The organism is Streptomyces lucensis JCM 4490 (assembly GCF_014650035.1).
Classification (GTDB): domain Bacteria; phylum Actinomycetota; class Actinomycetes; order Streptomycetales; family Streptomycetaceae; genus Streptomyces; species Streptomyces lucensis.
On the sequence record NZ_BMUE01000021.1, the window covers coordinates 1 to 21,648 of the forward strand.

The following is a 21,648-nucleotide window of genomic DNA, read 5'->3' on the forward strand; positions in this document are numbered from 1 at the left end:
ACAAATATTGGGAAAACCCCCGCATCATCTGATGCGGGGGTTTTCTGCGTTCAGGGTCATCTACGCTCGACGGTATGCGCTATGACCTGGTCATCTTCGACAACGACGGGGTGCTCGTCGACAGCGAGCCCATCTCCAACCGGCATCTGGCCGCCTATCTGACCGAGCTGGGACACCCGACGACGTACGAGGACTCCATCCGGGACTACATGGGTTCCGCGATGCACCGCATCCACGAACTGGTACTGGAGCGGACCGGGCAGCGGCTGCCGGAGGAATTCGACGACGTCTTCCACGCGCGCGTGTTCGCCGCGTTCGAGCGGGAGTTGCAGCCCGTGCCCGGAGCCTCCGGCGTGCTGGAGAAGCTGGCCGCCGACGGAGTGCCGTACTGCGTCGCCTCGTCCGGGAGCCATGAGCGGATCAGGGTCGGGCACCGGACGACCGGGCTCGACCGGTGGTTCGAGGAGGACAGGATCTTCAGCTCCCAGGACGTGGGCCGGGGCAAGCCGGCGCCCGACCTCTTCCTGTACGCGGCCGAACGGATGGGGACCGCACCCGAGCGGTGCCTGGTGATCGAGGACTCCCCGCTGGGCGTGCAGGCGGCCGTCGCGGCCGGGATGGACGTCTACGGGTTCACCGCGATGACCCCGGCGGCGAAGCTGGCACAGGCCGATCAACTCTTCTCCACCATGGGCGAGTTGGCCGACCTGCTGGTATGACCCGCGGCATCCGTCCGTGCCTGACATTTGTCATGCGGACCTCCGGATGATCGTTCCTACCGCCGTGCCCCGTCCGGCGGCGAGACTGAGGGCATGACGAAGACCACGGGGAACCAGGGCCGCAGCGAGAACCGGAGCCGGACGCAGAACCCGAGCATGCTGGAGAACCTCAAGCCGCTGCTGGTGGACGTGGCGGTGCCGATCGGCACGTACTACCTCCTCAAGGGGACCTTCGGGATGAGCACCTTCGCGGCGCTCGCCTGGAGCAGCGTGGTGCCGGCCGTGCGGACCGTGTGGAGTGTCGTGAGGGAGCGGACGACCAACGCGCTCGCGCTCCTCACCCTGGTGGTGAACGTCGTGAGCCTGGTGGCGAGTTTCGTGTCCGGCGACCCGCGGCTGATGCTCGCCAAGGACGGCGCGGTCAGCAGCACCATGGCGATCGGGATCCTGGTGTCGGTGGCGGCCGGCAAGCCGATGATGACCGCCGGGATGAAGCCCTTCCTCGTCAAGGGCGACCCGGACCGGGAGACCGCCTGGGAGCGGCTCGCCTCCGGAACGGCGTCCGGTTCGGCCCTCTTCCGGCGCAAGGAGCGGGCGTTCTCGCTGGTCTGGGGGACCGCCCTGCTGCTGGAGAGCGTCGCCCGGGTCGTCGGCGCCTACACACTCCCCGTGGACACCATGGTCTGGCTCGGCACGGTCGTCATCGCGGTGGTGCTGACGATCGCGTTCGTGGTCGGCGGTGGTGTCGCGGCCGAGCCCATGGCACGGCTGCTCGCCGCCGAGGTGGAGGCGGGCAAGGAGGCGGGTACGCCCGGCCGGCAGCCCGAACTGGCCGTCGCCGCCTGAACCGCGCCGAACGAAGCTGAAGGAAATTCACCTTTGGCGGGATCTACCAACAGGTAGCCCGGGGCCCTACGCTCGCCGCCATGACCGATGTGCTGTGGCGCGGCAGGGCCTCGCTGGCGTTCAGCTTCTTCGCCCAGGGCGTCACGTTCGCCCTGCTGGTCACGCGCATCCCGGCCATCCAGGACCGGTACGGCGTCTCCGACGCCCTGTTGCCGGTCTTCCTGGCCGCCGTCCCCGTGCTGGCCGGAGCCGGCAGTGTCACCACCGAGCAGCTCGTGAAGCGGGTGCGGCCCAGCCGGCTGCTGCGCTGGTCCCAGCCCGTGGTGCTGCTGGCGCTCCTCGCGGTCGGTGCCGGCGGCCACGGCCAGGTGGCCGCGCTGGCGCTGGCGCTGGGCGCCTTCGGCCTGGCCGTGGGGGCGCTGGACGCCTCCATGAACATGCTCGGGGTCAGCCTGCAGCGGACGTACGGGCGCAGCATCATGCTGGGCTTCCACGCCGTCTACAGCCTGGGCGGGATCGCCGGTGCCTCACTGGCCTGGGCCGGGGCGCACTGGCACCTCGCGCTCTGGGTGTCGTACCTGCCGGTGGTGGTCCTGCTGCTGCCGGCCGTCCTGGTGGGCAGCCGGTGGTACGCCGACGGTGGGGACGCGGAGCCCGCAGCGGAGCCGGCCGGCCGGCGCGGGGGCGTCGTCTTCAAGCTGCTGCTCCCGCTGTGCCTGGTGATGTCGTTCGCCTACATCGGTGACTCGACCGTCTCCAACTGGAGTGCCAAGTACCTGCAGGACGTGCTGGGCAGCTCGGAGCAGCTGGCGACCGTGCCGTACAACGTCTACATGGTGACCACGCTGGTGGGACGGGCGGCCGGGGACTTCGGCGTGCGGCGGTTCGGGGCCGTGACGGTCGTACGGCTGGGGACGCTGGTGGCGGCCGGTGGCTTCGCCGTGGTGGCGACGGCGCCCGGGGCGTGGGCCGGGATGCTCGGGTTCACCCTGCTGGGCCTCGGGCTGTGCGTGCTCGTGCCGCAGACGTTCGCGGCGGCGGGACGGCTGTTCCCCGGTTCCTCGGACGCGGCCGTCGCGCGGCTCAACATCTTCAACTACGTCGGATTCCTGATCGGTTCGCCGTTGGTCGGGGCCCTCGGGGACGCCTGGAGCTATCGCGGGGCCATGCTCGTGCCGATGGTGCTGGTGCTGATGACCCTGGTGCACGCCAGGTCGTTCGCCGCTCAACCTGACCGATACGGTGGCGGGCATGAGCGGCCGCGCACAGCTGATGTGGGACGAGGCAGTAACGGGCTATGACTTCGGTGCGGACCATCCGATGGATCCGGTCCGGCTGGAGCTGACCCGGAAACTGGTGGGCGCCTTCGGGCTCGACCGGGAGATGCGGGTCGTCGCGGCGAAACCGGCCGGGGAGTCGACGCTGCGGCTGGTCCACCGGCAGGACTACATCGACGCCGTGAAGGCCGCGTCCGCCGACCCGGGACGGGCCGCCGGGGCGTACGGGCTCGGGACGGTCGACGATCCCGCCTTCGCCGGCATGCACGAGGTGTCCGCGCTGATCGCGGGGCAGTCGGTGGGGGCGGCGGAAGCGGTGTGGCGCGGGGACGCCGAACACGCCGTGAACTTCACGGGCGGGCTGCACCACGCGATGCCGGGAGGCGCGGCGGGGTTCTGCATCTACAACGACGCGGCGCTGGCGATCGCGCGGCTGCTGGAGCTGGGGGCCGAGCGGGTCGCGTACGTGGACGTCGACGTGCACCACGGGGACGGCGTTCAGGCGGCGTTCTGGGAGGATCCGCGGGTTCTGACGATCTCGCTGCACGAGCACCCGCGCACGCTGTTCCCGCAGACCGGGTGGCCGGAGGAGACCGGCGCCGGTGCGGGGGAGGGGGCAGCCGTGAACGTGGCCCTGCCGGCGGGCACCGGGGACGCGGGGTGGGTGCGGGCGTTCCACGCGGTGGTGCCGGAGCTGCTCGCCGAGTTCCGGCCGCAGGTGATCGTTTCGCAGCACGGGGCCGACACGCACTTCGAGGATCCGCTGGCGCACCTCGCCGTCTCGCTGGACGCGCAGCGGGCCGTGCAGGAGGCGTGCCACGAGCTGGCGCACGAGTACGCCGGGGGGAAGTGGGTCGCGCTGGGCGGGGGCGGCTACGCGGTGGTCGAGGTCGTGCCGCGGTCGTGGACGCATCTGGTGGGGATCGCGGCGGGACGGCCGGTCGCTCCGGAGACGGTGATTCCCGAGGGGTGGCGGCAGGAGGTGTTCGCGCGGACCCGGCAGTCGGCGCCGCGGCGGATGACCGACGGACGGTGGCCGGTGCAGTGGGCGTCCTGGGAGGCCGGGTACGACCCCGCCGATCGCCTGGACCAGGCGGTGCGGGCGACTCGGCGGGCGGCGTTTCCGCTGCGGGGGCTGTTGCCTTAAGGGGCTGGTGCCGGGGCCGGTGGGGGAGGTTCACCGCGCCGGCGGGTGCCGCTGCGACCACCCGTGCCGCCCCAGCGGCACGACTGCCCGCAGCTCGGTGAGTGTTCGTGTTAGGCCGACCGTGCGGTTTTCCCGTGGTTCTGCTCCGTCTACTGCGCCGATGGGTCACCATCGCAGCCGTGTCGACCCACGCCGAGCTTCGCGCACACCTCGTGGCCGCTGGGCTGGCCGGGGTCGTCGGGACCTCGCGGGAGGTCAGTCTGCGCAGTTACCGGCTGTTCGCGGCGCGCGATCCGCGCGTACTGATCGGAATCGATCCCGAATGGCCGTGGGAGCAGGAGGACTTGCTCGCGCTGATGGCCGAGAGGTGCGGCGTCTCGGCCGACCCCCGGTACACCCGCGGCCCGGACACCATCGATCCGGAGCGGACGCTGGCCGCACTGGACGGGTTCGCGGACCGGATCGCGGAGGCCGCCCGGCGGGGCGCGCCCGTGCTGTTCGGCACCGGGCACCCGCATCGGCTGCTCGGGTTCTACGCCGGTCTGGCGGACGCGCTCTCGGCGGCGGGGTGTGAGGTGCTCACCCCGGCGCAGGGTCGCTCTGTCGACATATTGACCCGGTTCGGTCTACGCACGTGCCGCCTCGACTACGCACGAGGGGTTGCCCTGGTGCGGGAAGCGGACGGCGGGCGCCCCGGTTGTGAGCCGGGCCTGCACAGTCATTCGCCGCTCCCGGTTCGGGTCGCGCTCGACGCCGCGGCCGAGCGTGGGGGGCCGCTGCCGGAGCTGGTCGTGGGAGACCACGGATGGGTCTGCGGTGCTGGTCAGCTGGGGTTCGAGGCGATCGGGCTGGCCGACACCGACGATCCGGCGCCGTTCGTGGGTGAGGCCCAGGGGAGCGTCTCCGTCGTCGTTCCGGTTGACGACGCCGTACGGTCTGCTCACTACCGCCCACTCACCCGCTACGTGCTCAAACGAGCATGTCTGTCACAGTAGGCCGGTGATGGGTGCACCTCTTCCCCACTCGCATCACCCGCCCCTACATTGGGGAGTGAGCACGCAGCGACGAAGAGTCACCGGAAGGGGAAGCCGGTGGCCGTCGAGTGCGGAAGGTTCAGGTGTGTCATGGCTGCAGCTGGCGAGAGGCCTCTGAACGAGGTTCAGTTCCTTACCGTGGCGGAGGTCGCCACGGTGATGCGAGTGTCGAAGATGACCGTGTACCGGCTGGTGCACAGCGGTCATCTGCCCGCGATCCGGGTGGGGCGATCCTTCCGCGTCCCGGAGCAAGCGGTACACGAGTACCTCCGCGACAGCTATGTGGGGGTGGAAACGGCCTGACGGCACTTCCGGCGAGCCCGGAACCCCCTCGATTACGACCTCAGCGCTCGGTTGGGTAGGCTAGGCCCTCGTAGGTCGTGTGGGCCCATGGCGCCCAAACAACCGAGTGATGAGAAGTGAGCGAGGGTAGTCGTGGGCTCTGTTATCAAGAAGCGGCGCAAGCGGATGGCCAAGAAGAAGCACCGCAAGCTGCTCAAGCGCACGCGCGTTCAGCGTCGCAACAAGAAGTAAGCGGCGCCGCAAGGGCGTGTTCCCGTGGCCTCCCACCAGCACTGGTGGGAGGCCACGGGCATGTCCGGGGACGCGTCCGGGGTACCCGGCATATTCCGATCGGGGAATTCCGTCACCTCGCGCATCGTGCGGTCATCACAGCGCAACACCGACCCGCTAAGTTGGCCGCACACGGGGAACGCGGGATACCGGTAACGCGGGAAGGAAGGCGCTGATCTTGGCGAAGGTCGTGCTCGTCACCGGAGTGGCCCGGCAGCTCGGCGGCCGGTTCGTGCGGCGGATCCAGCGGGACCCGGAGGTCGACCGGGTGATCGCCGTGGACGCGGTGCCGCCGGCGCACCATCTGGGCGGGGCCGACTTCATCCAGGCCGACATCCGCCAGCCGACCATCGCCCGGGTGCTCGCCGAGACGGGCGCCGACACGGTCGTGCACCTGGACGTGACGGGAACGGCCCTGAGCGGCGGCAGCCGGGCCACGGTCAAGGAGACCAACGTCATCGGCACCATGCAGCTGCTGGGCGCCTGCCAGAAGGCGCCCACCGTGCAGCGGCTGGTGGTGAAGTCCAGTACGAACGTCTACGGGTCGGCGCCGCGCGATCCCGCCGTCTTCACCGAGACGACCCCGCCGAAGTCGCTGCCCAGCGGCGGCTTCGCCAAGGACACGGTCGAGGTCGAGGGTTACGTGCGCGGCTTCGCACGGCGCCGTCCGGACGTGGCCGTGTGCGTGCTGCGGTTCGCCAACATCCTCGGGCCGGCGGCGGACACGCCGCTCGCCTCGTACTTCTCGCTGCCCGTCCTGCCGACCGTGTTCGGCTACGACCCGCGGCTGCAGTTCGTGCACGAGGACGACGTGATCGAGGTGCTGCGGCTCGCCTCGCACGAGCCGCGCCGGGGCACCCTCAACAGCGGCACCTTCAACATCGCCGGGGACGGCGCGCTGCTGCTGTCGCAGTGCTCCCGGCGGCTGGGCCGCCCGAGCGTGCCGCTGCTGCTGCCCGCGGTCACCTGGGCCGGCTCCCTGGTCCGTACGCTGGGCATGTCGGACTTCTCACCCGAGCAGATTCGTTTGCTCACTCACGGGCGGGTGGTGGACACGGTTCAGATGCGGGAGACGCTGGGCTTCACGCCCAAGTACACGACGGCACAGACGTTCGCGGACTTCGCGCGCGGTCAGGGTCCGGGGCTGCTGCCGCCGGAGGCCGTCGCGGGGGCCGTCGACCGCATCGCCGCGCTGGCCGCTCGGGGCGGCGGCCGGCCCACGACGCGCAGCGCCAACTGAGGAGCGCAGGAACGATGGCGGACGCCAAGGTCATTCCGTTCGACGACGACCGGTCCCGCGGGGGCGCCGCACAGCGGCCGGCGCGGCGCCGGGGCGCGGGGAGCCGGCGCAAGGGCGCGGACGGTCCGGCGGTGCACGGGGTCGGTGAGAACGGGGGGATGGGCGAGGTCCAGCCGCTGCCGGGCCGGACGCGGGAGGACGAGGCCGTGAGCCGCGAGGAGGAGTCGCGGGAGCCGGCGGGAGCGGGCGGGCGCGACGGCGGCCTGGAGCGGCGTGTGGCGGCCGGGCTGGCCTTCCTGCGGCGCCGGCTGACCGGGGAGTACGAGGTCGACGACTTCGGCTACGACGAGGAGCTGACCGACCAGGTCCTGATGTCGCTGCTGCGGCCGCTGTACGACAAGTACTTCCGGGTCGAGGTGAAGGGCATCGAGAACATCCCGGCCGAGGGCGGGGCGCTGATCGTCGCCAACCACTCCGGGACGCTGCCGCTGGACGGCCTGATGATGCAGGTCGCCGTCCACGACCACCACCCGGCCGGACGTCACCTCCGCCTGCTCGCGGCCGACCTGGTCTTCGTGCTGCCGGTGGTCAGCGAACTCGCCCGCAAGCTGGGGCACACCCTGGCGTGCGCGGAGGACGCCGAACGGCTGCTGAGCCAGGGCGAGCTGGTCGGGGTGATGCCCGAGGGCTTCAAGGGCATCGGGAAGCCGTTCGGCGAGCGCTACAAGCTCCAGCGGTTCGGCCGGGGCGGCTTCGTCTCCACGGCACTGCGGCAGGGCACGCCGATCATCCCGTGCTCGATCGTCGGAGCCGAGGAGATCTACCCGATGATCGGGAACGCCAAGACGCTGGCCCGGCTGCTGGGGTTCCCGTACTTCCCGTTGACGCCGACGTTCCCGTGGCTGGGTCCGCTGGGTGCGATTCCGTTGCCGACGAAGTGGACGATCCAGTTCGGTGAGCCGATCGCGACGGACGGCTATCCGCCGGAGGCCGCGGAGGACCCGATGCTGATGTTCAACCTGACCGACCAGGTCCGCGAGCAGATCCAGCACACGCTGTACAAGCTGCTGGTGCAGCGGAGGTCCGTCTTCTTCTGACCGGGAGCGGGCTTCGGGGCGGCGGTTCGCGGCGGTGTGTCCATGGTGCCGAGGAGCCGGCGGACGGAGTCCGGCGCAGCCGTCCGAAGCCCGCGCAGCGGTGCGAGGGCGGCAGGCAGGAGGGGCCGAGCTGCTGGTGCAGCGGAGGTCCGTCTTCTTCTGACCGCGGTTGCCGGTGTGAGTACGACGATGGGGGCGCCCGGCTCGGGAGGGCGCCCCCATCGGTGTGTCACGGAGTCAGTCGGCGTCCTCGTTGTCGATGCCCAGGCCGGGCAGGAGGCCCGGCAGGAGCGGGGGCAGCGTGACGTCCGGCGCGCTCGTCGGGAGCCGGTCGATGGGCGGTGTGCTGCTGCCCGTGCCGGTGTGGGGCGGGTCGAGCAGGCCGCCGGTGTCGCCGCCGATCAGACCGCCGCCGCTGCTCGCGGTGGCCGAGCCGCTCGGGGTGCCGGGGCTCGCGTGCCTGCCGGAGGACGGCGAGCCGCCGGAGCTGGGCTCGGCCGACCGGTGGGCGCCGGAGGAGTCGGTGGACGTCGGACCGGAGCCGCCCGGCCGCTTGCCGTCGCCGGACTGGGCCGGCTGCTGCGGAAGCAGGGACCGCAGCGGGGCGACCTCTTCGTCTATGGCGTCGAACACCGACGACACCTGGTCCTTGACGTCCCCGAGCTGCACCGGCAGCCTGTCGCTGAGCGCGCTCCACGCCCGCCGGTGGGACTGGGAGAAGCTGGAGAGCGCCTGGATGGGCCCCAGTGAGCCGGGGTCCGCCTCGTAGGCCGCGCGCAGCAGGCGGTGGCCCTCGGTCACGTCGTGCTGCATGCCGGCCAGGGTGCGGCGGATCTCCCCGATGGACTCGTGGTCGAGGTGACCGCCGCGGCCGCGTTCCATCAGCCTGCGGGCCTCGCTCAGCCGGGTGGAGGCCTGGTCGAGGTACGTCTGGCCGCGCTCGTCGTCACCGTCGCTCAGGTAGTTGAGCTTGAAGTCCGCGATGCCGCGTTTGAGGCCGTACAGCGAGTCGCCGGGCAGCGCGTCGGAACTCGCGGCGGCGACCCCGCCGAACGCCCCGGCGGCCACGGTGACGCTGAGCCCGCCCGCGGCGAGCCCTTTGGACAGCCTGCTGCGCGGGCGGAGCTTGCCCAGCGGGCTCGCCCGGTGCGCGCCTCCCGCCCGGTGCGAGCGCTGCCCGGGTACCGGCGTGTCCGCCGCCCCGGTTCCCTCTTGGAGCATGGCCTCCATCGCGGCCACCAGCTGGGCCCGCTGGACGACCTTGACTTCCGGGTCGAGCTGCGGCTTGGGCAGCGCGCCGAGGCCTTCGGCCAGGGTCAGCAGAGCGCCCTGTCCGGAGTGTTCCTCGGTGGCCGGCGGTGTACCCGCCGGTGCTGCGGACTGCTCGGCCGCCGTGTCCCGGTCGGACTGCTCCTCCAGGGCCTGGGCGAAGGCGTTCGCCCGCCGGTGCGCCGATACGTTCGCGATCACAGGCGGCACCTCCTCTCGTCATGACGGTCGACTCCCCCGGGGGTCCGTGACCACAGGGAGCCTGTATCCCGCACAACGACTGGCGCGGCACTTGGGTTACGGACGGCGGATGAATGGATCTGAAAGACAACAGCCCTTCACGCTAAGTGAGTTGAGCGTCGCGCTGAGTGGACGTGACGTTTCGCGTGGCTCAGCGCGCGTCGTCCGGCAGCAACCGGGCGAGCGTGCGTACGGCGCGGTACTGGAGCGTCTTGATGGCGCCCTCGTTCTTGCCCATCACCCGAGCGGTCTCGGCGACCGACAGGCCCTGCAGGAACCGGAGCGTCACGCACTCCTGCTGCTGCGGGTTGAGCCGGCGCACGGCGTCCAGCAGGGCGGCGTTCGACAGGGACTCCAGGACGGAGTCCTCCGGTGAGCGCTCGACCTCGTTGGCGTCGAGCATCTCGCCGGTGGTCACCTCCAGCCGGAAGCGGCTGGACTTGAAGTGGTCCGCGACCAGGTTCCGGGCGATGGTGACCAGCCAGGCGCCGAAGTCGCGGCCCTGCCAGGTGAAGGTGCCGATCCTCCGGAGCGCCCTCAGGAAGGTCTCGCTCGTGAGGTCCTCGGCGGTCGCCTTGCCGCCGACCCGGTAGTAGATGTACCGGTACACGGTGTCGCTGTACTGGTCGTAGAGGCGCCCGAAGGCCTCGGCCTCCCCCGCCTGGGCGCGTTCGACGAGGTCCATCATGCGGGCGCTGTCGCTGTCCGCGGCCGGACGGCGGGCGGTGGCGCCGGAGGAGCGCCCCCGTCTGCCGACCGCGGCGCTGCTCTCGGCCAGCGCGTAGCACGGGCCGACGGGCGCGGCGGTGGCTAGGGCGGGGACGGCGTACGCGGTGGGGACGAGGCCGCGCATCGTCTCTTTGACCAACGCGACTGTTGCGCGCAGCGTAGCCAGGCCCGAGGCGTCAACCCCGACGTGTGGGTACACGGGACTCCCAGAGGCAGAGCTTCCATCACGTGCAGTCCCGGACCGTTCACTCGTCGTAGCGACGAGAGGGGTCCGGTTTGCGTCTGAGGAGAATAACGCTTCGTGCAGGCACTGCTACACCCAGTTGCTCAAATCACCGATTACGTCGCTTCCGTAGCCGAGTGACGCACTATCAGGTGCCTGAAAATGATCGGTTGTTGAGCGGAATGGGGCGTGTTTCGGCGAAGTACGGGGCGTGTTGAAGTGGCCGCGGCATAATTCCGGCGCGCGGGACGTGAGGTGGGGCCGCGGGACGTGAGGTGGGGCCGCGGGACGTGAGATCGGCCCGCAGGAGGTGAGGCGGGCGCCCGGGACGTGGGGCGGCGGGGCGGCGGCGTCCGCCGGGTCCGCTAGCGGCGGCGCCGGCTGAGGGCGATGGCCGCCGCGGTGCCGCCGGCGACCGCGCCGACGCCGGCCGCCGCCGGAATGCCGACCTTCGCCGCCTTCCTGCCCGTGCGGTAGTCCCGCAGGCGCCAGTCCTTCTCGCGGGCGTGCTTGCGGAGCTTGGCGTCGGGGTTGATGGCGTAGGGGTGGCCGACCAGGGACAGCATCGGGATGTCGTTGTGGCTGTCGCTGTAGGCCGCGCAGCGGGAGAGGTCCAGCCCTTCCGCCATGGCCAGGGCGCGGACCGCCTCCGCCTTCGCCGGCCCGTGCAGCGGTTCGCCCACCAGCTTGCCCGTGTAGACGCCGTCGACCGACTCCGCGACCGTGCCCAGCGCGCCGGTCAGGCCCAGGCGGCGGGCGATGACCTGCGCGATCTCGACCGGGGCGGCCGTGACGAGCCAGACCTTCTGTCCGGCGTCCAGGTGGGCCTGGGCCAGGGCGCGGGTGCCCGGCCAGATGCGGTCGGCCATGTACTCGTCGTAGATCTCCTCGCCGATCGTCTGCAGCTCGGCGACGCGGTGGCCCTTGACGATCGACAGCGCGGAGTCGCGGGCGTCCTGCATGTGCTCCGGGTCCTCGACCCCGGCCAGCCGGAACCAGGCCTGCTGCCAGGCGAACCTGGCGAGGTCGCGCGTCTCGAAGAACTTCCGCTTGTACAGCCCGCGGCCGAAGTGGAACAGCGCGGCGCCCTGCATCACCGTGTTGTCGAGGTCGAAGAAGGCGGCCGCCCGGTCGTCGCCGAAGACCGGGAACTCCGGTTCCTCCTCGACGGCCTGCGGGATCTCCTGCGCCTCCTGGGAGGACTTGCGGGCAGCCTCCGCCGAGGCCTCGCCTGCCAACACGCTCCGCGCCGTGGCGGAGCGCCTACGGGGGGTGAGCCATCCTAGAGCGGCCATGCCCGTGAGCATAGCCAGTCTGTTCGGTGCTTCCGGATCCGAGACGTCGCCGGGGTGTGAACTCCGGGTTGCCGGTTCGACGGGGAACGGGCCGGTGGCCGAGGGGGGAGCGTGCGGCGCGGCGCGCGAGAATGGCCGGTATGAGTCCCCTCTTCCGACGTAAGGCCGCGCCCAGCGAGCGGCTGGTCACCCTCATCCGCAAGCCCGGCTGCCACCTGTGCGACGACGCCGAGGTCGTGATCGGCAAGGTCTGCGGCGAACTCGGCGTGCCGTGGGAGCAGAAGGACATCACCGAGGACCAGGCCCTGCACGACCGGTACTGGGAGCAGATCCCCGTCGTGCTGATCGACGGTGAACAGCACACCTTCTGGCGCGTGAACGAGGAGCGACTGCGCCGTGCACTGACCGACTAGTCCAAACCGGTCCGAATGTGACTTAGGATCGACGGCAGTCAGATCTCGGGGGCGGGATTCGTGAGGAGAGTGTGCGGTTTTGCCCCCAGTAATGAAGGAGTACCGGTGCGTATGCGCCGGTTCCCGGCGAGGGCGCCGCAGTCGCGTGACCCCGGTCACTTCTGCCGGGCAAATCGGACACAATCTTTGTGCACGCGTTCACAAAGACATAGCCTGCTGTCGACGGGGCGGTCCGGGGACGTATGACCGCCCACAGCCCCGCTCTACCCGCAGGAGCACCGTGGCAACTGGCCGAACACACCGACCGGCGACCCGTAGCCGAGGGATCCCCGAGGCCACCGTCGCCCGTCTTCCGCTGTACCTCCGAGCCCTGACCGCGCTGTCCGAGCGCTCGGTCCCCACGGTCTCCTCCGAGGAGCTGGCCGCGGCGGCGGGGGTCAACTCCGCCAAGCTGCGCAAGGACTTCTCGTACCTGGGCTCCTACGGAACGCGCGGTGTCGGCTACGACGTGGAGTATCTCGTCTACCAGATCTCCCGCGAACTCGGCCTCACCCAGGACTGGCCGGTTGTCATCGTCGGTATCGGCAACCTCGGCGCGGCGCTGGCCAACTACGGCGGCTTCGCCTCCCGTGGCTTCCGCGTCGCCGCGCTGATAGACGCCGACCCGGCCATGGCCGGCAAGCCCGTCGCCGGCATCCCGGTGCAGCACACGGACGACCTGGAAAAGATCATCGAGGACAACGGGGTGTCCATCGGCGTCATCGCCACCCCCGCCGGCGCCGCCCAGCAGGTCTGCGACCGGCTCGTGGCCGCCGGGGTGACCTCCATCCTGAACTTCGCGCCGACCGTCCTGTCCGTCCCGGACGGCGTCGACGTGCGCAAGGTCGACCTCTCCATCGAGCTGCAGATCCTCGCCTTCCACGAGCAGCGCAAGGCCGGCGAGGAGACCGCGGCAGGCGACGGTGCCCTGCCCGCCGCCACCGCGCCCGCCGTGGCCGCCGACGACTCCACCGACCAGGGGCCCGACGGGGACGTACCCGCGGTGATGCCGGCATGAGCCTCCTCGTCGTAGGCCTCAGTCACCGCAGCGCCCCGGTCAGCGTGCTGGAGCGGGCCGCGCTGAACGCGGACGCCCAGGGCAAGCTGGCGCAGGACACGGTCGCCGCCGAGCCCGCCACCGAGGCCGCGGTACTCGCCACCTGCAACCGCATCGAGCTCTACGCCGACGTGGACAAGTTCCACGCCGGTGTCGCCGAGCTGTCCACGCTGCTCGCCCAGCACAGCGGCGTCGGCCTCGAGGAACTGACCCCCTACCTCTACGTGCACTACGAGGACCGGGCCGTCCACCACCTGTTCTCGGTGGCCTGCGGTCTCGACTCGATGGTCGTCGGCGAGGGCCAGATCCTCGGCCAGATCAAGGACTCCCTGGCCCGCGCCCAGGACCTGCACACCGCGGGCAGGCTGCTGAACGACCTGTTCCAGCAGGCCCTGCGCGTCGGCAAGCGCGCCCACTCCGAGACCGGCATCGACCGCGCCGGGCAGTCCCTGGTCACCTTCGGCCTGGAGCAGCTCGCCGCCGGCGCGCCGGTCACCGGCTGGGCAGAGGGCCGCAAGGCGCTGGTCATCGGCGCCGGGTCGATGTCCTCGCTGGCCGCCGCCACGCTCGCGCGGGCCGGTGTCGCCGAGGTCGTCGTCGCCAACCGCACCTTCGAGCGCGCCGAACGGCTCGCCCGCATACTCGCCGAGGGCGACGACACCCGGGTGACCGCCCGCGCGGTGACGATGGACGCGGTACCGGGCGAACTGACACGTGCCGACGTCGTCGTCTCCTGTACCGGGGCGACGGGACTCGTGCTCACGGCGGACGCGGTCGCGCAGGCGGTCGAGGGCCGCACGGGGCAGCCCGCCGCCGAGGTCTCCGACGGCGCCCGTCCGGCCGGGAGGGGCAAGGCCCCGCTGCCGGCCGCCGGCGCCGACGACAACTGCCCGCTGGACCTGGCCGCCGTGCAGCCCGGCTTCTCCCTGATGGGCGAGGCCGCCGTGGCCGGCATGGACGCGGCCACCCTGGAGCAGCACGCGGCCTGGGTCGCGGGCGGCGCCGTCGACCGCCGGGACCGCCGTACGCCCGAGGCGGACGCCGAGCTGATCACCGCGCTCGCCGCGACCGCCGCCACCGTCGGCCGGATCCCCGAGCGGCGCAGGCCCGAACCGGTCGCCGGCATCCCGCGCCCGGTGCCCTCCCTGTTCCTCCTCGACCTGGCCATGCCCCGCGACATCGACGCGGCCGCGCACCGGCTGGCCGGGGTGCGCCTGGTGGACATCGAGTCCCTCGCCGAGGCCTCCGCCGACGCGCCGATGGCTGCCGATGTCGACCAGGTCCGGCGTATCGTCTCCGACGAGGTCGCGGCCTTCGGGGCGGCCCAGCGGGCGGCGCACATCACGCCGACCGTGGTCGCTCTGCGCAGCATGGCCGCCGACGTCGTCGCCGGTGAGATCGCGCGCCTCGACGGACGTCTGCCCGACCTGGACGAACGCCAGCGCGGCGAGATCCGACAGGCCGTGCACCGGGTCGTCGACAAGCTGCTGCACGCGCCGACCGTAAGGGTCAAGCAGCTCGCGGCCGAACCCGGCGGCGCCGGGTACGCGGACGCGCTGCGCACCCTGTTCGACCTCGATCCCGAGACGGTGGCCGCCGTCTCCCGGGCCGGGGACAGCACAGACAAGAAGGACCGACCGGCATGACAGAGAAGGCTTTGAGGCTGGGGACCAGGCGCAGCAAGCTCGCCATGGCCCAGTCCGGGCAGGTGGCGCAGGCCGTCACCCGGGTGACCGGGCGGCCCGTCGAGCTGGTCGAGATCACCACGCACGGCGACGTCTCCCGCGCACACCTCACGCAGATAGGCGGCACCGGTGTGTTCGTCACGGCGCTGCGCGACGCGCTGCTCGCGGGCGAGGTGGACTTCGCGGTTCATTCGCTCAAGGACCTGCCGACCACGCAGCCCGAGGACCTGGTCCTGGCCGCCATACCGGAGCGCGAGGACCCCCGCGACGTGATCGTCGCCCGGGACGCGCTGAAGTTCACCGACCTCGCGGCGTCCGCCCCGAACGGGGTCGCCCGCATCGGCACCGGTGCGCCGCGCCGCATGGCGCAGCTGAACGCGTACGCCCGCGCCCACGGACTGGACCTGGAGACGGTCCCGATCCGGGGCAACGTCGACACCCGCATCCGGTACGTCCGCGACGGCGAACTGGACGCGGTCGTCCTGGCCGCCGCCGGACTCAACCGGCTCGGCCGGATCGACGAGGTGACCGACTTCCTGTCGGTCGACACGGTTCTGCCCGCCCCCGGCCAGGGGGCCCTGGCGATCGAGTGCACCGCGGACGACGCGGACCTGATCGCCGCGCTCGGCGCACTCGACGACCCGTTCACGCGGGCCGCCGTCACCGCCGAACGGTCACTGCTCGCCGCCCTGGAGGCCGGCTGCAGCGCCCCTGTGGGCGCGCTGGCCGACCTTCCCCCACTCTCGGCTCCGCTCGAGCGGGGGGACCCCCATGCCGACGAACAGATTGTCAAGGAAATGCGCCTGCGCGGCGTCGTCGGCACGACCGACGGCACCCGCACGGTGCAGCTGTCCACCACCGGTCCCGTGCCCCAGACGCACGACCAGGCGATGGCACTCGGGCGCGAACTCGCCACCGAGATGCTCGACCAGGGCGCGGCCGGTCTGATGGGGGAGCGAGCACATTGAGCCCCACCACCCTTCCCGCCGGCCTCGAACACGGGCACGTCACCTTCCTGGGTGCCGGACCCGGGGATCCGGGACTGCTGACTCTGCGCGCCGTGGAGGCGCTGTCGCACGCGGACGTTCTGGTCGCCGAGCACGAGGTGCTCGACGTGATCCGGACGCACGCACGGCAGGGCGTCTCCGTCGTGCCCACGGACGACGACGCCTCGTCGGTGTCGCCGCCGGGCACGGGCACGCCCCAGCTCACGGTCGTTGACAGCGCGTCAACAGCCGCTGCGCTCCCGTCTCCTGCCCGCGATGCCGCTCATCTTGTCATGGAGGCCGCGCGGGGCGGCAGGCGGGTCGTCCGTGCGGTGTCCGGGGACCCGGGACTAGATACGTACGCGGCCGAGGAAATGCTCGCCTGCGCCGCGGCCGGTGTTCCCTTCGAGGTCGTCCCCGGTGTCGCGGCCGCGGTCGGCGTGCCCGCGTACGCCGGTGTGCCGCTGCGGGACGCCGAGGGCGCGGACGTCCGCTTCGTCGACGCCCGTACCGCCTCCGACCGCTGCTGGACGGAGGTGGGCGCCTCCGACGGGACGGTGGTCGTCTCCACGACGCTGGACGCGGTGGCGGCCGCGGCGGGCGAGCTGGTGTCGGCCGGCCGCAAGCCGGACACCCCGCTGACGGTCACGGTCGCCGGTACGACGACGCGCCAGCGCACCTGGGCCGCGACCCTCGGCACGATCGCCCAGACCCTGAAGCAGGCGAAGGTCCTGCCGTCCCCCGAGGGCGGCCGGCCGGTCATAGCCGTGGTCGGCGAGCGTTCCGCCGCCGCCCGGCGCGACCAGCTGTCGTGGTTCGAGTCCAAGCCGCTGTTCGGCTGGAAGGTGCTCGTGCCGCGTACGAAGGAGCAGGCGGCGTCGCTCTCCGACCAGCTGCGCTCCTACGGCGCCGTGCCGCACGAGGTGCCGACGATCGCGGTGGAGCCCCCGCGCACCCCGCAGCAGATGGAACGGGCGGTCAAGGGCCTGGTCACGGGCCGCTACGAGTGGATCGCCTTCACGTCCGTCAACGCGGTGAAGGCGGTCCGGGAGAAGTTCGAGGAGTACGGCCTTGACGCTCGGGCTTTTGCGGGTATCAAGGTGGCTGCGGTGGGCGAGCAGACGGCCAAGGCCCTCATCGCCTTCGGCGTGAAGCCCGATCTGGTCCCGAGCGGGGAGCAGTCGGCCGCCGGCCTCCTGGAGGACTGGCCGCCCTACGACCCGGTCTTCGACCCGATCGACCGCGTCTTCCTCCCCCGGGCCGACATCGCCACCGAGACCCTCGTGGCCGGCCTGATCGAGCTCGGCTGGGAGGTCGACGACGTCACGGCCTACCGCACCGTGCGCGCCTCGCCGCCCCCGGCGGAGACGCGCGAGGCGATCAAGGGGGGCGGCTTCGACGCGGTCCTGTTCACCTCGTCCTCCACGGTCCGCAACCTGGTCGGCATCGCGGGCAAGCCGCACAACGTGACGGTCATCGCCTGCATCGGCCCGGCGACGGCCAAGACGGCCGAGGAGCACGGCCTGCGCGTGGACGTGATGGCTCCCGAGCCCTCGGTCCACAAGCTGGCGGAGGCCCTGGCCGACTTCGGCGCCAAGCGCCGCGCCGCCGCCCTGGAGGCCGGCGACCCGGTCACCCGCCCGAGCGAACGCCGCCCGGGCGCGCGGAGGCGCCGCACGTCGACCTGACCGTCGGCGAAGCCTTGCCCCAGGGGCGCCCGGATCTTCCGGGCGCCCCTGGGGCGTCTGTACGGGCGAACCGCGACGGGCCTCGCCGGCATGCCATGATTCCGGCCATGGGTGAGCACGCGGGGATCGTCTGGTGGCGGCGGAGTCTGTGGAACGGAGCCCGGTGCGTGCCCGTGGTGCTGACGCTGGCTCCGGGAGGGGTGTCCGCCCGGGGCCGGGACGGAGAGGTCGTCTTCCAGGGGGACCCCCGGGAGGTCGAGGGGCGGCTCACGCGGCTCGGCACCCTGGTCGTCCGTGTCGCGGGGAAGCGGTACGCCCTCGTAGGGCGGGGCGGGGACCTGTCTCCCGCGCCGAGCGCCGGGCAGGTGGCGGCCGTGGAGCCCTTCGCCACGGCGTCCGGGGCGGGCGGGGGCGCGGTCGACCAGCTGCTCAACGGCGGTGCCGCGGGGCGGATGCGGGAGTGGCGCGACCGGTTCGCGGCTGTCGGGGCGCGGCTGGGGTGACCCTCGCGCCGCCGGTGCGGTCACGCCGACTGCGCGTCGGCAAAGGCACGGGTGGGACGGGCGTAGCGTAGGCGGTATGACGAAGTACGGATCCTTTCCCGGTACGCGTCCCCGGCGGCTGCGCACGTCGCCCGTCATGCGGCGGATGGTCGCCGAGACGCGACTGCACCCCGCCGACTTCATCCTCCCGGCCTTCGTCCGGGAGGGCGTGAGCGAGCCGGTTCCCATCGCCGCCATGCCCGGCGTCGTGCAGCACACGCGGGACAGCCTGAAGAAGGCCGCCGCGGAGGCCGTGGAGGCCGGGATCTCCGGGATCATGCTGTTCGGGGTGCCCGAGGAGGCCAAGAAGGACGCCCAGGGCACGGTCGGCACCGACCCGGACGGGATCCTCCAGGTGGCGCTGCGCGACGTGCGGGCCGAGGTCGGCGACGACCTGCTCGTCATGTCCGACCTGTGCCTGGACGAGTTCACCGACCACGGGCACTGCGGCGTGCTGGACGCCGAGGGGCGCGTCGACAACGACGCCACCCTGGAGCGGTACGCGGAGATGGCGCAGGTGCAGGCCGACGCCGGCGCCCACGTCGTCGGGCCCAGCGGGATGATGGACGGTCAGATCGGCGTCATCCGGGACGCGCTGGACCAGATCGGGCGGGAGGACGTGGCGATCCTCGCCTACACCGTCAAGTACTCCTCCGCCTTCTTCGGCCCCTTCCGCGAGGCCGTGGCGTCGTCGCTGAAGGGCGACCGCAAGACCTACCAGCAGGACCCGGCCAACTGGCGCGAGTCCCTGCGGGAGCTGGAGCTGGACCTCGCCGAGGGCGCCGACATGGTGATGGTCAAGCCGGCCGGCCCGTACCTGGACATCCTGGCCCGCGTCGCCGACAGCGTGGACGTACCCGTCGCCGCCTACCAGATCTCCGGCGAGTACTCGATGGTCGAGGCCGCCGCCGAGCGGGGCTGGATCGACCGGGACCAGGCCATCCTCGAGGCCCTGACCGGCATCAAGCGGGCTGGTGCCCGCAACATCCTCACCTACTGGGCGACCGAGGTGGCGCAGAAGCTGCGCTGAACGCGTACGGGCGACGACCGGGGTGGCGCGCGAGGCCGCGCCACCCCGGTCGACCCGTACGGGGGATCACCAGCTGAGCACGTCGTCGATGCTCTGCTGCCAGTAGGTCACCTTCAGCGTGCTGTCGTAGTACACGCCCTTGGCCGGCAGCGACGGGGTCGCGGCGGGGCCGCCGTCGCTGTTCGGGGTGCGGCCCTGGAAGCCCACCGTCAGCTTGTGGGCGGTCATGCCGCCGCTGCCGCTGCCGTCGGCGGCCGACAGCAGGACGCCCGCGTAGCCGGACTCGCCGGGCCTGAGGGTCGTCACGGCCTGGGGGTGCGTGGCCTCGTCGGCCTGCGGCACCCACTGCATCTCGTCGAAGCGCAGCACCGGGTGGTACGGCAGCATGCACGTCTTGCGGCCGGTGTTCTTCACCGTGATCAGCATGTGGTTGAGGGGCCTGGACATCGGCTGGGCGGTGACCGTCGTGTTGGAGCCGTTGCACAGGATGTTCGTGGGGCCGGGGTCGGCGGCGGAGCCGGTCGCCTTGGCCGAACCGCTCGTGCCGGAGGCCGGCTTGGAGCCGGAGCCGGAGCCGGAGCCCTTGCCCGACGCCGAACCGCTTCCGTTCGCGGTGCCGGTCGCGCCCGTCGACCGGGCGGTGCCGCTGTCGGACGCGGGCTGGGCGGAGGAGACGGAGGACGAGGCCGCCTTCGAGGAGGACACCGGGGCGGCCCCCTCGTCCTTCGTCCCCGACCCGCTTCCGCAGGCCGTGAGCGCGAGGCCGGCGAGGGCGACGCCGGTGGCGGCGAGCAGGGGGGTACGGCGCGTACGCATGTCAGGTCCTCTTTCGAGTAGGGGATGGCCCGGCCGCTCGACCGGTCGTCGGGAGCGGCTCGCTGAGCTGTCCACAGCCTGTGACACGATCTGTCCCAGGCGCCAGATCCGACGGGTCATCAGGGACAATGGAACGCCGAAAGCGGTTCTGAGCTGGGCAGACGTTCCAGCCCTGGAACGGGGGAACGGAACGGAAGGTGGGGGGAAGGGTGTCGGAAGGCACTGCGGGTGACCTGTTCGCAGGCTTACTGCGGGAGCTGAAGGACCGTTCGGGACTCAGCTACGGAGCGCTCGCCAAGCGGCTGCACACGAGTACGTCGACGCTGCACCGGTACGTCAACGGTGACGCCGTGCCGGCGGACTACGCGCCGGTGGAGCGGCTGGCCCGCGTCTGCAGGGCGACCCCGGAGGAACTGGTCGAGCTGCACCGCCGGTGGGTGCTGGCGGACGCGTCGCGCGGGCAGAAGGGCGGCTCGCAGGAGGCCCGGGAGGTTCGACCGGTCGGCGGTTTCACGGGTCCGGACCCGGATGACCCACCCTCAGCGGCGGCTTCCTCAGCCCCCGTCGATCCCCTACCCGCTCCCGCGCCGGAGGACGAGCCCGAACCCGCCCCCGCCGTGGCGGAGAAGAGCGGTCCGGACACACGGCGCCGGACCCGAGTCGCTGTCGTCGCCGGTGTCGCCGCCGCGGCGGTCCTCGGTGCCGTGGTGCTGGCCGTGAGCCTCCCCTCCGGCGGCCCGGCCGGCGGCGACGGCAAGGCCGTGGGCGCGGCTGGGGCGTCCAGCCCGGTGCCCGGCCGTCCGCACGCCTCGGCGAAGCCCAGCCACCGCGGCTCGACCTCGGCGTCCCCCTCCGCCTCCGCCTCCCCGTCGGCGTCCGCGCCGGCCGAGGGCGGCCCGAAGGCGGACGGCGAACACGGGGCCACGCCTCGCGCCGCCGACGGCGCCGCTCCCCTGACCGTGTCCACCGACGCGCACTCCTGGTACAGCCCGTGCGACGGGCGCTACCTGATCAACCGGCCCCCGGCGCGGGTCTCCCCGCCGCCCACCGAGGCCGACGCGCCCGCCTGGGTGGCCGCGCACGGCGCCGTCGCCTCCGAGAACCAGGAGGTGTCGCTCACCGTGCAGGGCACCGGGCGGTCGACCGTGGTGGTCAAGAGCCTGAGGGTCGTGACGGCCGCCAAGCACGCACCGCTCGCCTGGAACGACTACGTCATGGCCTACCCGGGCGTCGGCTGCGGCGGCGGCGTGCCGACCCGCTCCTTCACCGTCGCCCTCGACGCCGCCCGCCCGGCGGTCGTGCCCGAGGCGGGGCACCGCGACTTCCCGTTCAAGGTGAGCGAGTCGGACCCCGAGGTGTTCCACATCAAGGCGGACGCCTCCGCGTACGACGTGAGCTGGTACCTGGAGCTGGCCTGGTCCAGCGGCTCCCGGCAGGGCGTGCTGCGGGTCGACGACCACGGCAGGCCGTTCCGCACGAGCGGCAACAACGGCCGCCCGGGCTACGAGTTCCCGCTGGGCGGCTCGGGCTGGGTCAAGGAGGGCACGACGCAGTGAGAAGGGCACGGGGCACGACCCGGTGGTGAGGGCACGGGGCACGACCCGGTGGTGAGCGGACGCGTGAGGGCTGTCCGAAACACGGACGGGTGCTGGCGGACGCACGAGCGCTGTCCGGATCACGGAACGATCGGTGTAACCGGCACA

Annotated in this window: 21 protein-coding genes; 17 read left to right on the forward strand and 4 right to left on the reverse strand. The window is 72.1% G+C overall.

Annotated elements, in window-relative coordinates; translation table 11 throughout:
* The first annotated feature begins 74 nt into the window (after positions 1 to 74).
* The 9 genes from IE177_RS31615 (at position 75) to IE177_RS31655 (ending at position 7,933) form a co-directional block, all read left to right on the forward strand.
* Complete coding sequence (locus tag IE177_RS31615) at positions 75 to 719, forward strand: HAD family hydrolase (RefSeq protein ID WP_190018897.1); 645 nt, start codon at positions 75 to 77, stop codon at positions 717 to 719.
* Positions 720 to 812: 93 nt separating this feature from the next.
* Positions 813 to 1,565 carry a VC0807 family protein gene (locus IE177_RS31620; RefSeq protein ID WP_190018898.1) on the forward strand — a complete coding sequence of 251 codons (753 nt, stop codon included), beginning with the start codon at positions 813 to 815 and terminating at the stop codon, positions 1,563 to 1,565.
* Between the two features lie 80 nt (positions 1,566 to 1,645).
* Positions 1,646 to 2,866 carry an MFS transporter gene (locus tag IE177_RS31625; protein WP_190018899.1) on the forward strand — a complete coding sequence of 407 codons (1,221 nt, stop codon included), beginning with the start codon at positions 1,646 to 1,648 and terminating at the stop codon, positions 2,864 to 2,866.
* Positions 2,817 to 3,989: an acetoin utilization protein AcuC gene (locus IE177_RS31630; protein WP_190018900.1), complete on the forward strand. Its 1,173-nt coding sequence runs from the start codon at positions 2,817 to 2,819 to the stop codon at positions 3,987 to 3,989. The genes IE177_RS31625 and IE177_RS31630 overlap by 50 nt, the downstream gene beginning before the upstream one ends.
* Positions 3,990 to 4,168: 179 nt before the next feature.
* Positions 4,169 to 4,984: a phosphatase gene (locus IE177_RS31635; protein WP_190018901.1), complete on the forward strand. Its 816-nt coding sequence runs from the start codon at positions 4,169 to 4,171 to the stop codon at positions 4,982 to 4,984.
* A 129-nt stretch (positions 4,985 to 5,113) separates the two neighbouring features.
* The gene (locus IE177_RS31640) at positions 5,114 to 5,326 is read left to right on the forward strand and encodes a helix-turn-helix domain-containing protein (protein ID WP_046417307.1); all 213 of its coding nucleotides are present in this window, start codon (positions 5,114 to 5,116) and stop codon (positions 5,324 to 5,326) included.
* Between the two features lie 132 nt (positions 5,327 to 5,458).
* The gene (locus IE177_RS31645) at positions 5,459 to 5,557 is read left to right on the forward strand and encodes a 30S ribosomal protein bS22 (RefSeq protein WP_003948845.1); all 99 of its coding nucleotides are present in this window, start codon (positions 5,459 to 5,461) and stop codon (positions 5,555 to 5,557) included.
* Positions 5,558 to 5,774: 217 nt separating this feature from the next.
* On the forward strand, positions 5,775 to 6,836 hold the full coding sequence (locus IE177_RS31650; protein WP_190018902.1) for an NAD-dependent epimerase/dehydratase family protein: 1,062 nt from the start codon (positions 5,775 to 5,777) through the stop codon (positions 6,834 to 6,836).
* 14 nt (positions 6,837 to 6,850) lie between these two features.
* A complete protein-coding gene (locus IE177_RS31655) occupies positions 6,851 to 7,933 on the forward strand; it encodes a lysophospholipid acyltransferase family protein (RefSeq protein ID WP_190018903.1) in 1,083 nt (360 codons plus the stop codon).
* Positions 7,934 to 8,170: 237 nt separating this feature from the next.
* Here IE177_RS31655 and IE177_RS31660 read toward each other — a convergent pair whose 3' ends face one another.
* The 3 genes from IE177_RS31660 to IE177_RS31670 all read right to left on the reverse strand — a co-directional run bounded on the left by IE177_RS31660 (position 8,171) and on the right by IE177_RS31670 (position 11,689).
* Positions 8,171 to 9,403, reverse strand: coding sequence for a DUF5667 domain-containing protein (locus IE177_RS31660; protein ID WP_190018904.1), 1,233 nt, complete (start codon positions 9,401 to 9,403; stop codon positions 8,171 to 8,173).
* Between the two features lie 190 nt (positions 9,404 to 9,593).
* The gene (locus tag IE177_RS31665; protein WP_190018905.1) at positions 9,594 to 10,370 is read right to left on the reverse strand and encodes an ECF subfamily RNA polymerase sigma factor, BldN family; all 777 of its coding nucleotides are present in this window, start codon (positions 10,368 to 10,370) and stop codon (positions 9,594 to 9,596) included.
* A 389-nt stretch (positions 10,371 to 10,759) separates the two neighbouring features.
* Positions 10,760 to 11,689 carry an HAD family hydrolase gene (locus IE177_RS31670; protein WP_190018906.1) on the reverse strand — a complete coding sequence of 310 codons (930 nt, stop codon included), beginning with the start codon at positions 11,687 to 11,689 and terminating at the stop codon, positions 10,760 to 10,762.
* Positions 11,690 to 11,820: 131 nt separating this feature from the next.
* Here IE177_RS31670 and IE177_RS31675 point away from each other — a divergent pair, with 131 nt between their 5' ends.
* The 7 genes from IE177_RS31675 to hemB all read left to right on the forward strand — a co-directional run bounded on the left by IE177_RS31675 (position 11,821) and on the right by hemB (position 19,129).
* Entirely contained in the window at positions 11,821 to 12,102 is a 282-nt protein-coding gene (locus IE177_RS31675) for a glutaredoxin family protein (protein WP_190018907.1), read from the forward strand.
* Positions 12,103 to 12,382: 280 nt separating this feature from the next.
* Positions 12,383 to 13,159 (forward strand): redox-sensing transcriptional repressor Rex, encoded by a 777-nt coding sequence (locus IE177_RS31680; protein WP_190018908.1) that lies wholly within the window; start codon positions 12,383 to 12,385, stop codon positions 13,157 to 13,159.
* The gene (locus IE177_RS31685; protein WP_190018909.1) at positions 13,156 to 14,844 is read left to right on the forward strand and encodes a glutamyl-tRNA reductase; all 1,689 of its coding nucleotides are present in this window, start codon (positions 13,156 to 13,158) and stop codon (positions 14,842 to 14,844) included. The genes IE177_RS31680 and IE177_RS31685 overlap by 4 nt, the downstream gene beginning before the upstream one ends.
* Positions 14,841 to 15,851, forward strand: coding sequence for a hydroxymethylbilane synthase (gene hemC / locus IE177_RS31690; protein WP_190018910.1), 1,011 nt, complete (start codon positions 14,841 to 14,843; stop codon positions 15,849 to 15,851). Before IE177_RS31685 ends, hemC begins: the two co-directional genes overlap by 4 nt.
* Positions 15,848 to 17,557 carry a bifunctional uroporphyrinogen-III C-methyltransferase/uroporphyrinogen-III synthase gene (locus IE177_RS31695; protein ID WP_190018911.1) on the forward strand — a complete coding sequence of 570 codons (1,710 nt, stop codon included), beginning with the start codon at positions 15,848 to 15,850 and terminating at the stop codon, positions 17,555 to 17,557. Before hemC ends, IE177_RS31695 begins: the two co-directional genes overlap by 4 nt.
* A 107-nt stretch (positions 17,558 to 17,664) precedes the next feature.
* Positions 17,665 to 18,060 (forward strand): hypothetical protein, encoded by a 396-nt coding sequence (locus tag IE177_RS31700; RefSeq protein ID WP_190018912.1) that lies wholly within the window; start codon positions 17,665 to 17,667, stop codon positions 18,058 to 18,060.
* A 76-nt stretch (positions 18,061 to 18,136) separates the two neighbouring features.
* The gene (gene hemB, locus IE177_RS31705; protein WP_190018913.1) at positions 18,137 to 19,129 is read left to right on the forward strand and encodes a porphobilinogen synthase; all 993 of its coding nucleotides are present in this window, start codon (positions 18,137 to 18,139) and stop codon (positions 19,127 to 19,129) included.
* A 66-nt stretch (positions 19,130 to 19,195) separates the two neighbouring features.
* On the opposite strand, the gene IE177_RS31710 is transcribed toward hemB, so the two are convergent.
* Positions 19,196 to 19,945: a DUF4232 domain-containing protein gene (locus tag IE177_RS31710; protein WP_190018914.1), complete on the reverse strand. Its 750-nt coding sequence runs from the start codon at positions 19,943 to 19,945 to the stop codon at positions 19,196 to 19,198.
* 209 nt (positions 19,946 to 20,154) lie between these two features.
* Between IE177_RS31710 and IE177_RS31715 the strand changes: the two genes are divergently transcribed.
* The gene (locus tag IE177_RS31715; RefSeq protein WP_190018915.1) at positions 20,155 to 21,501 is read left to right on the forward strand and encodes a transcriptional regulator; all 1,347 of its coding nucleotides are present in this window, start codon (positions 20,155 to 20,157) and stop codon (positions 21,499 to 21,501) included.
* Positions 21,502 to 21,648 lie beyond the last annotated feature (147 nt).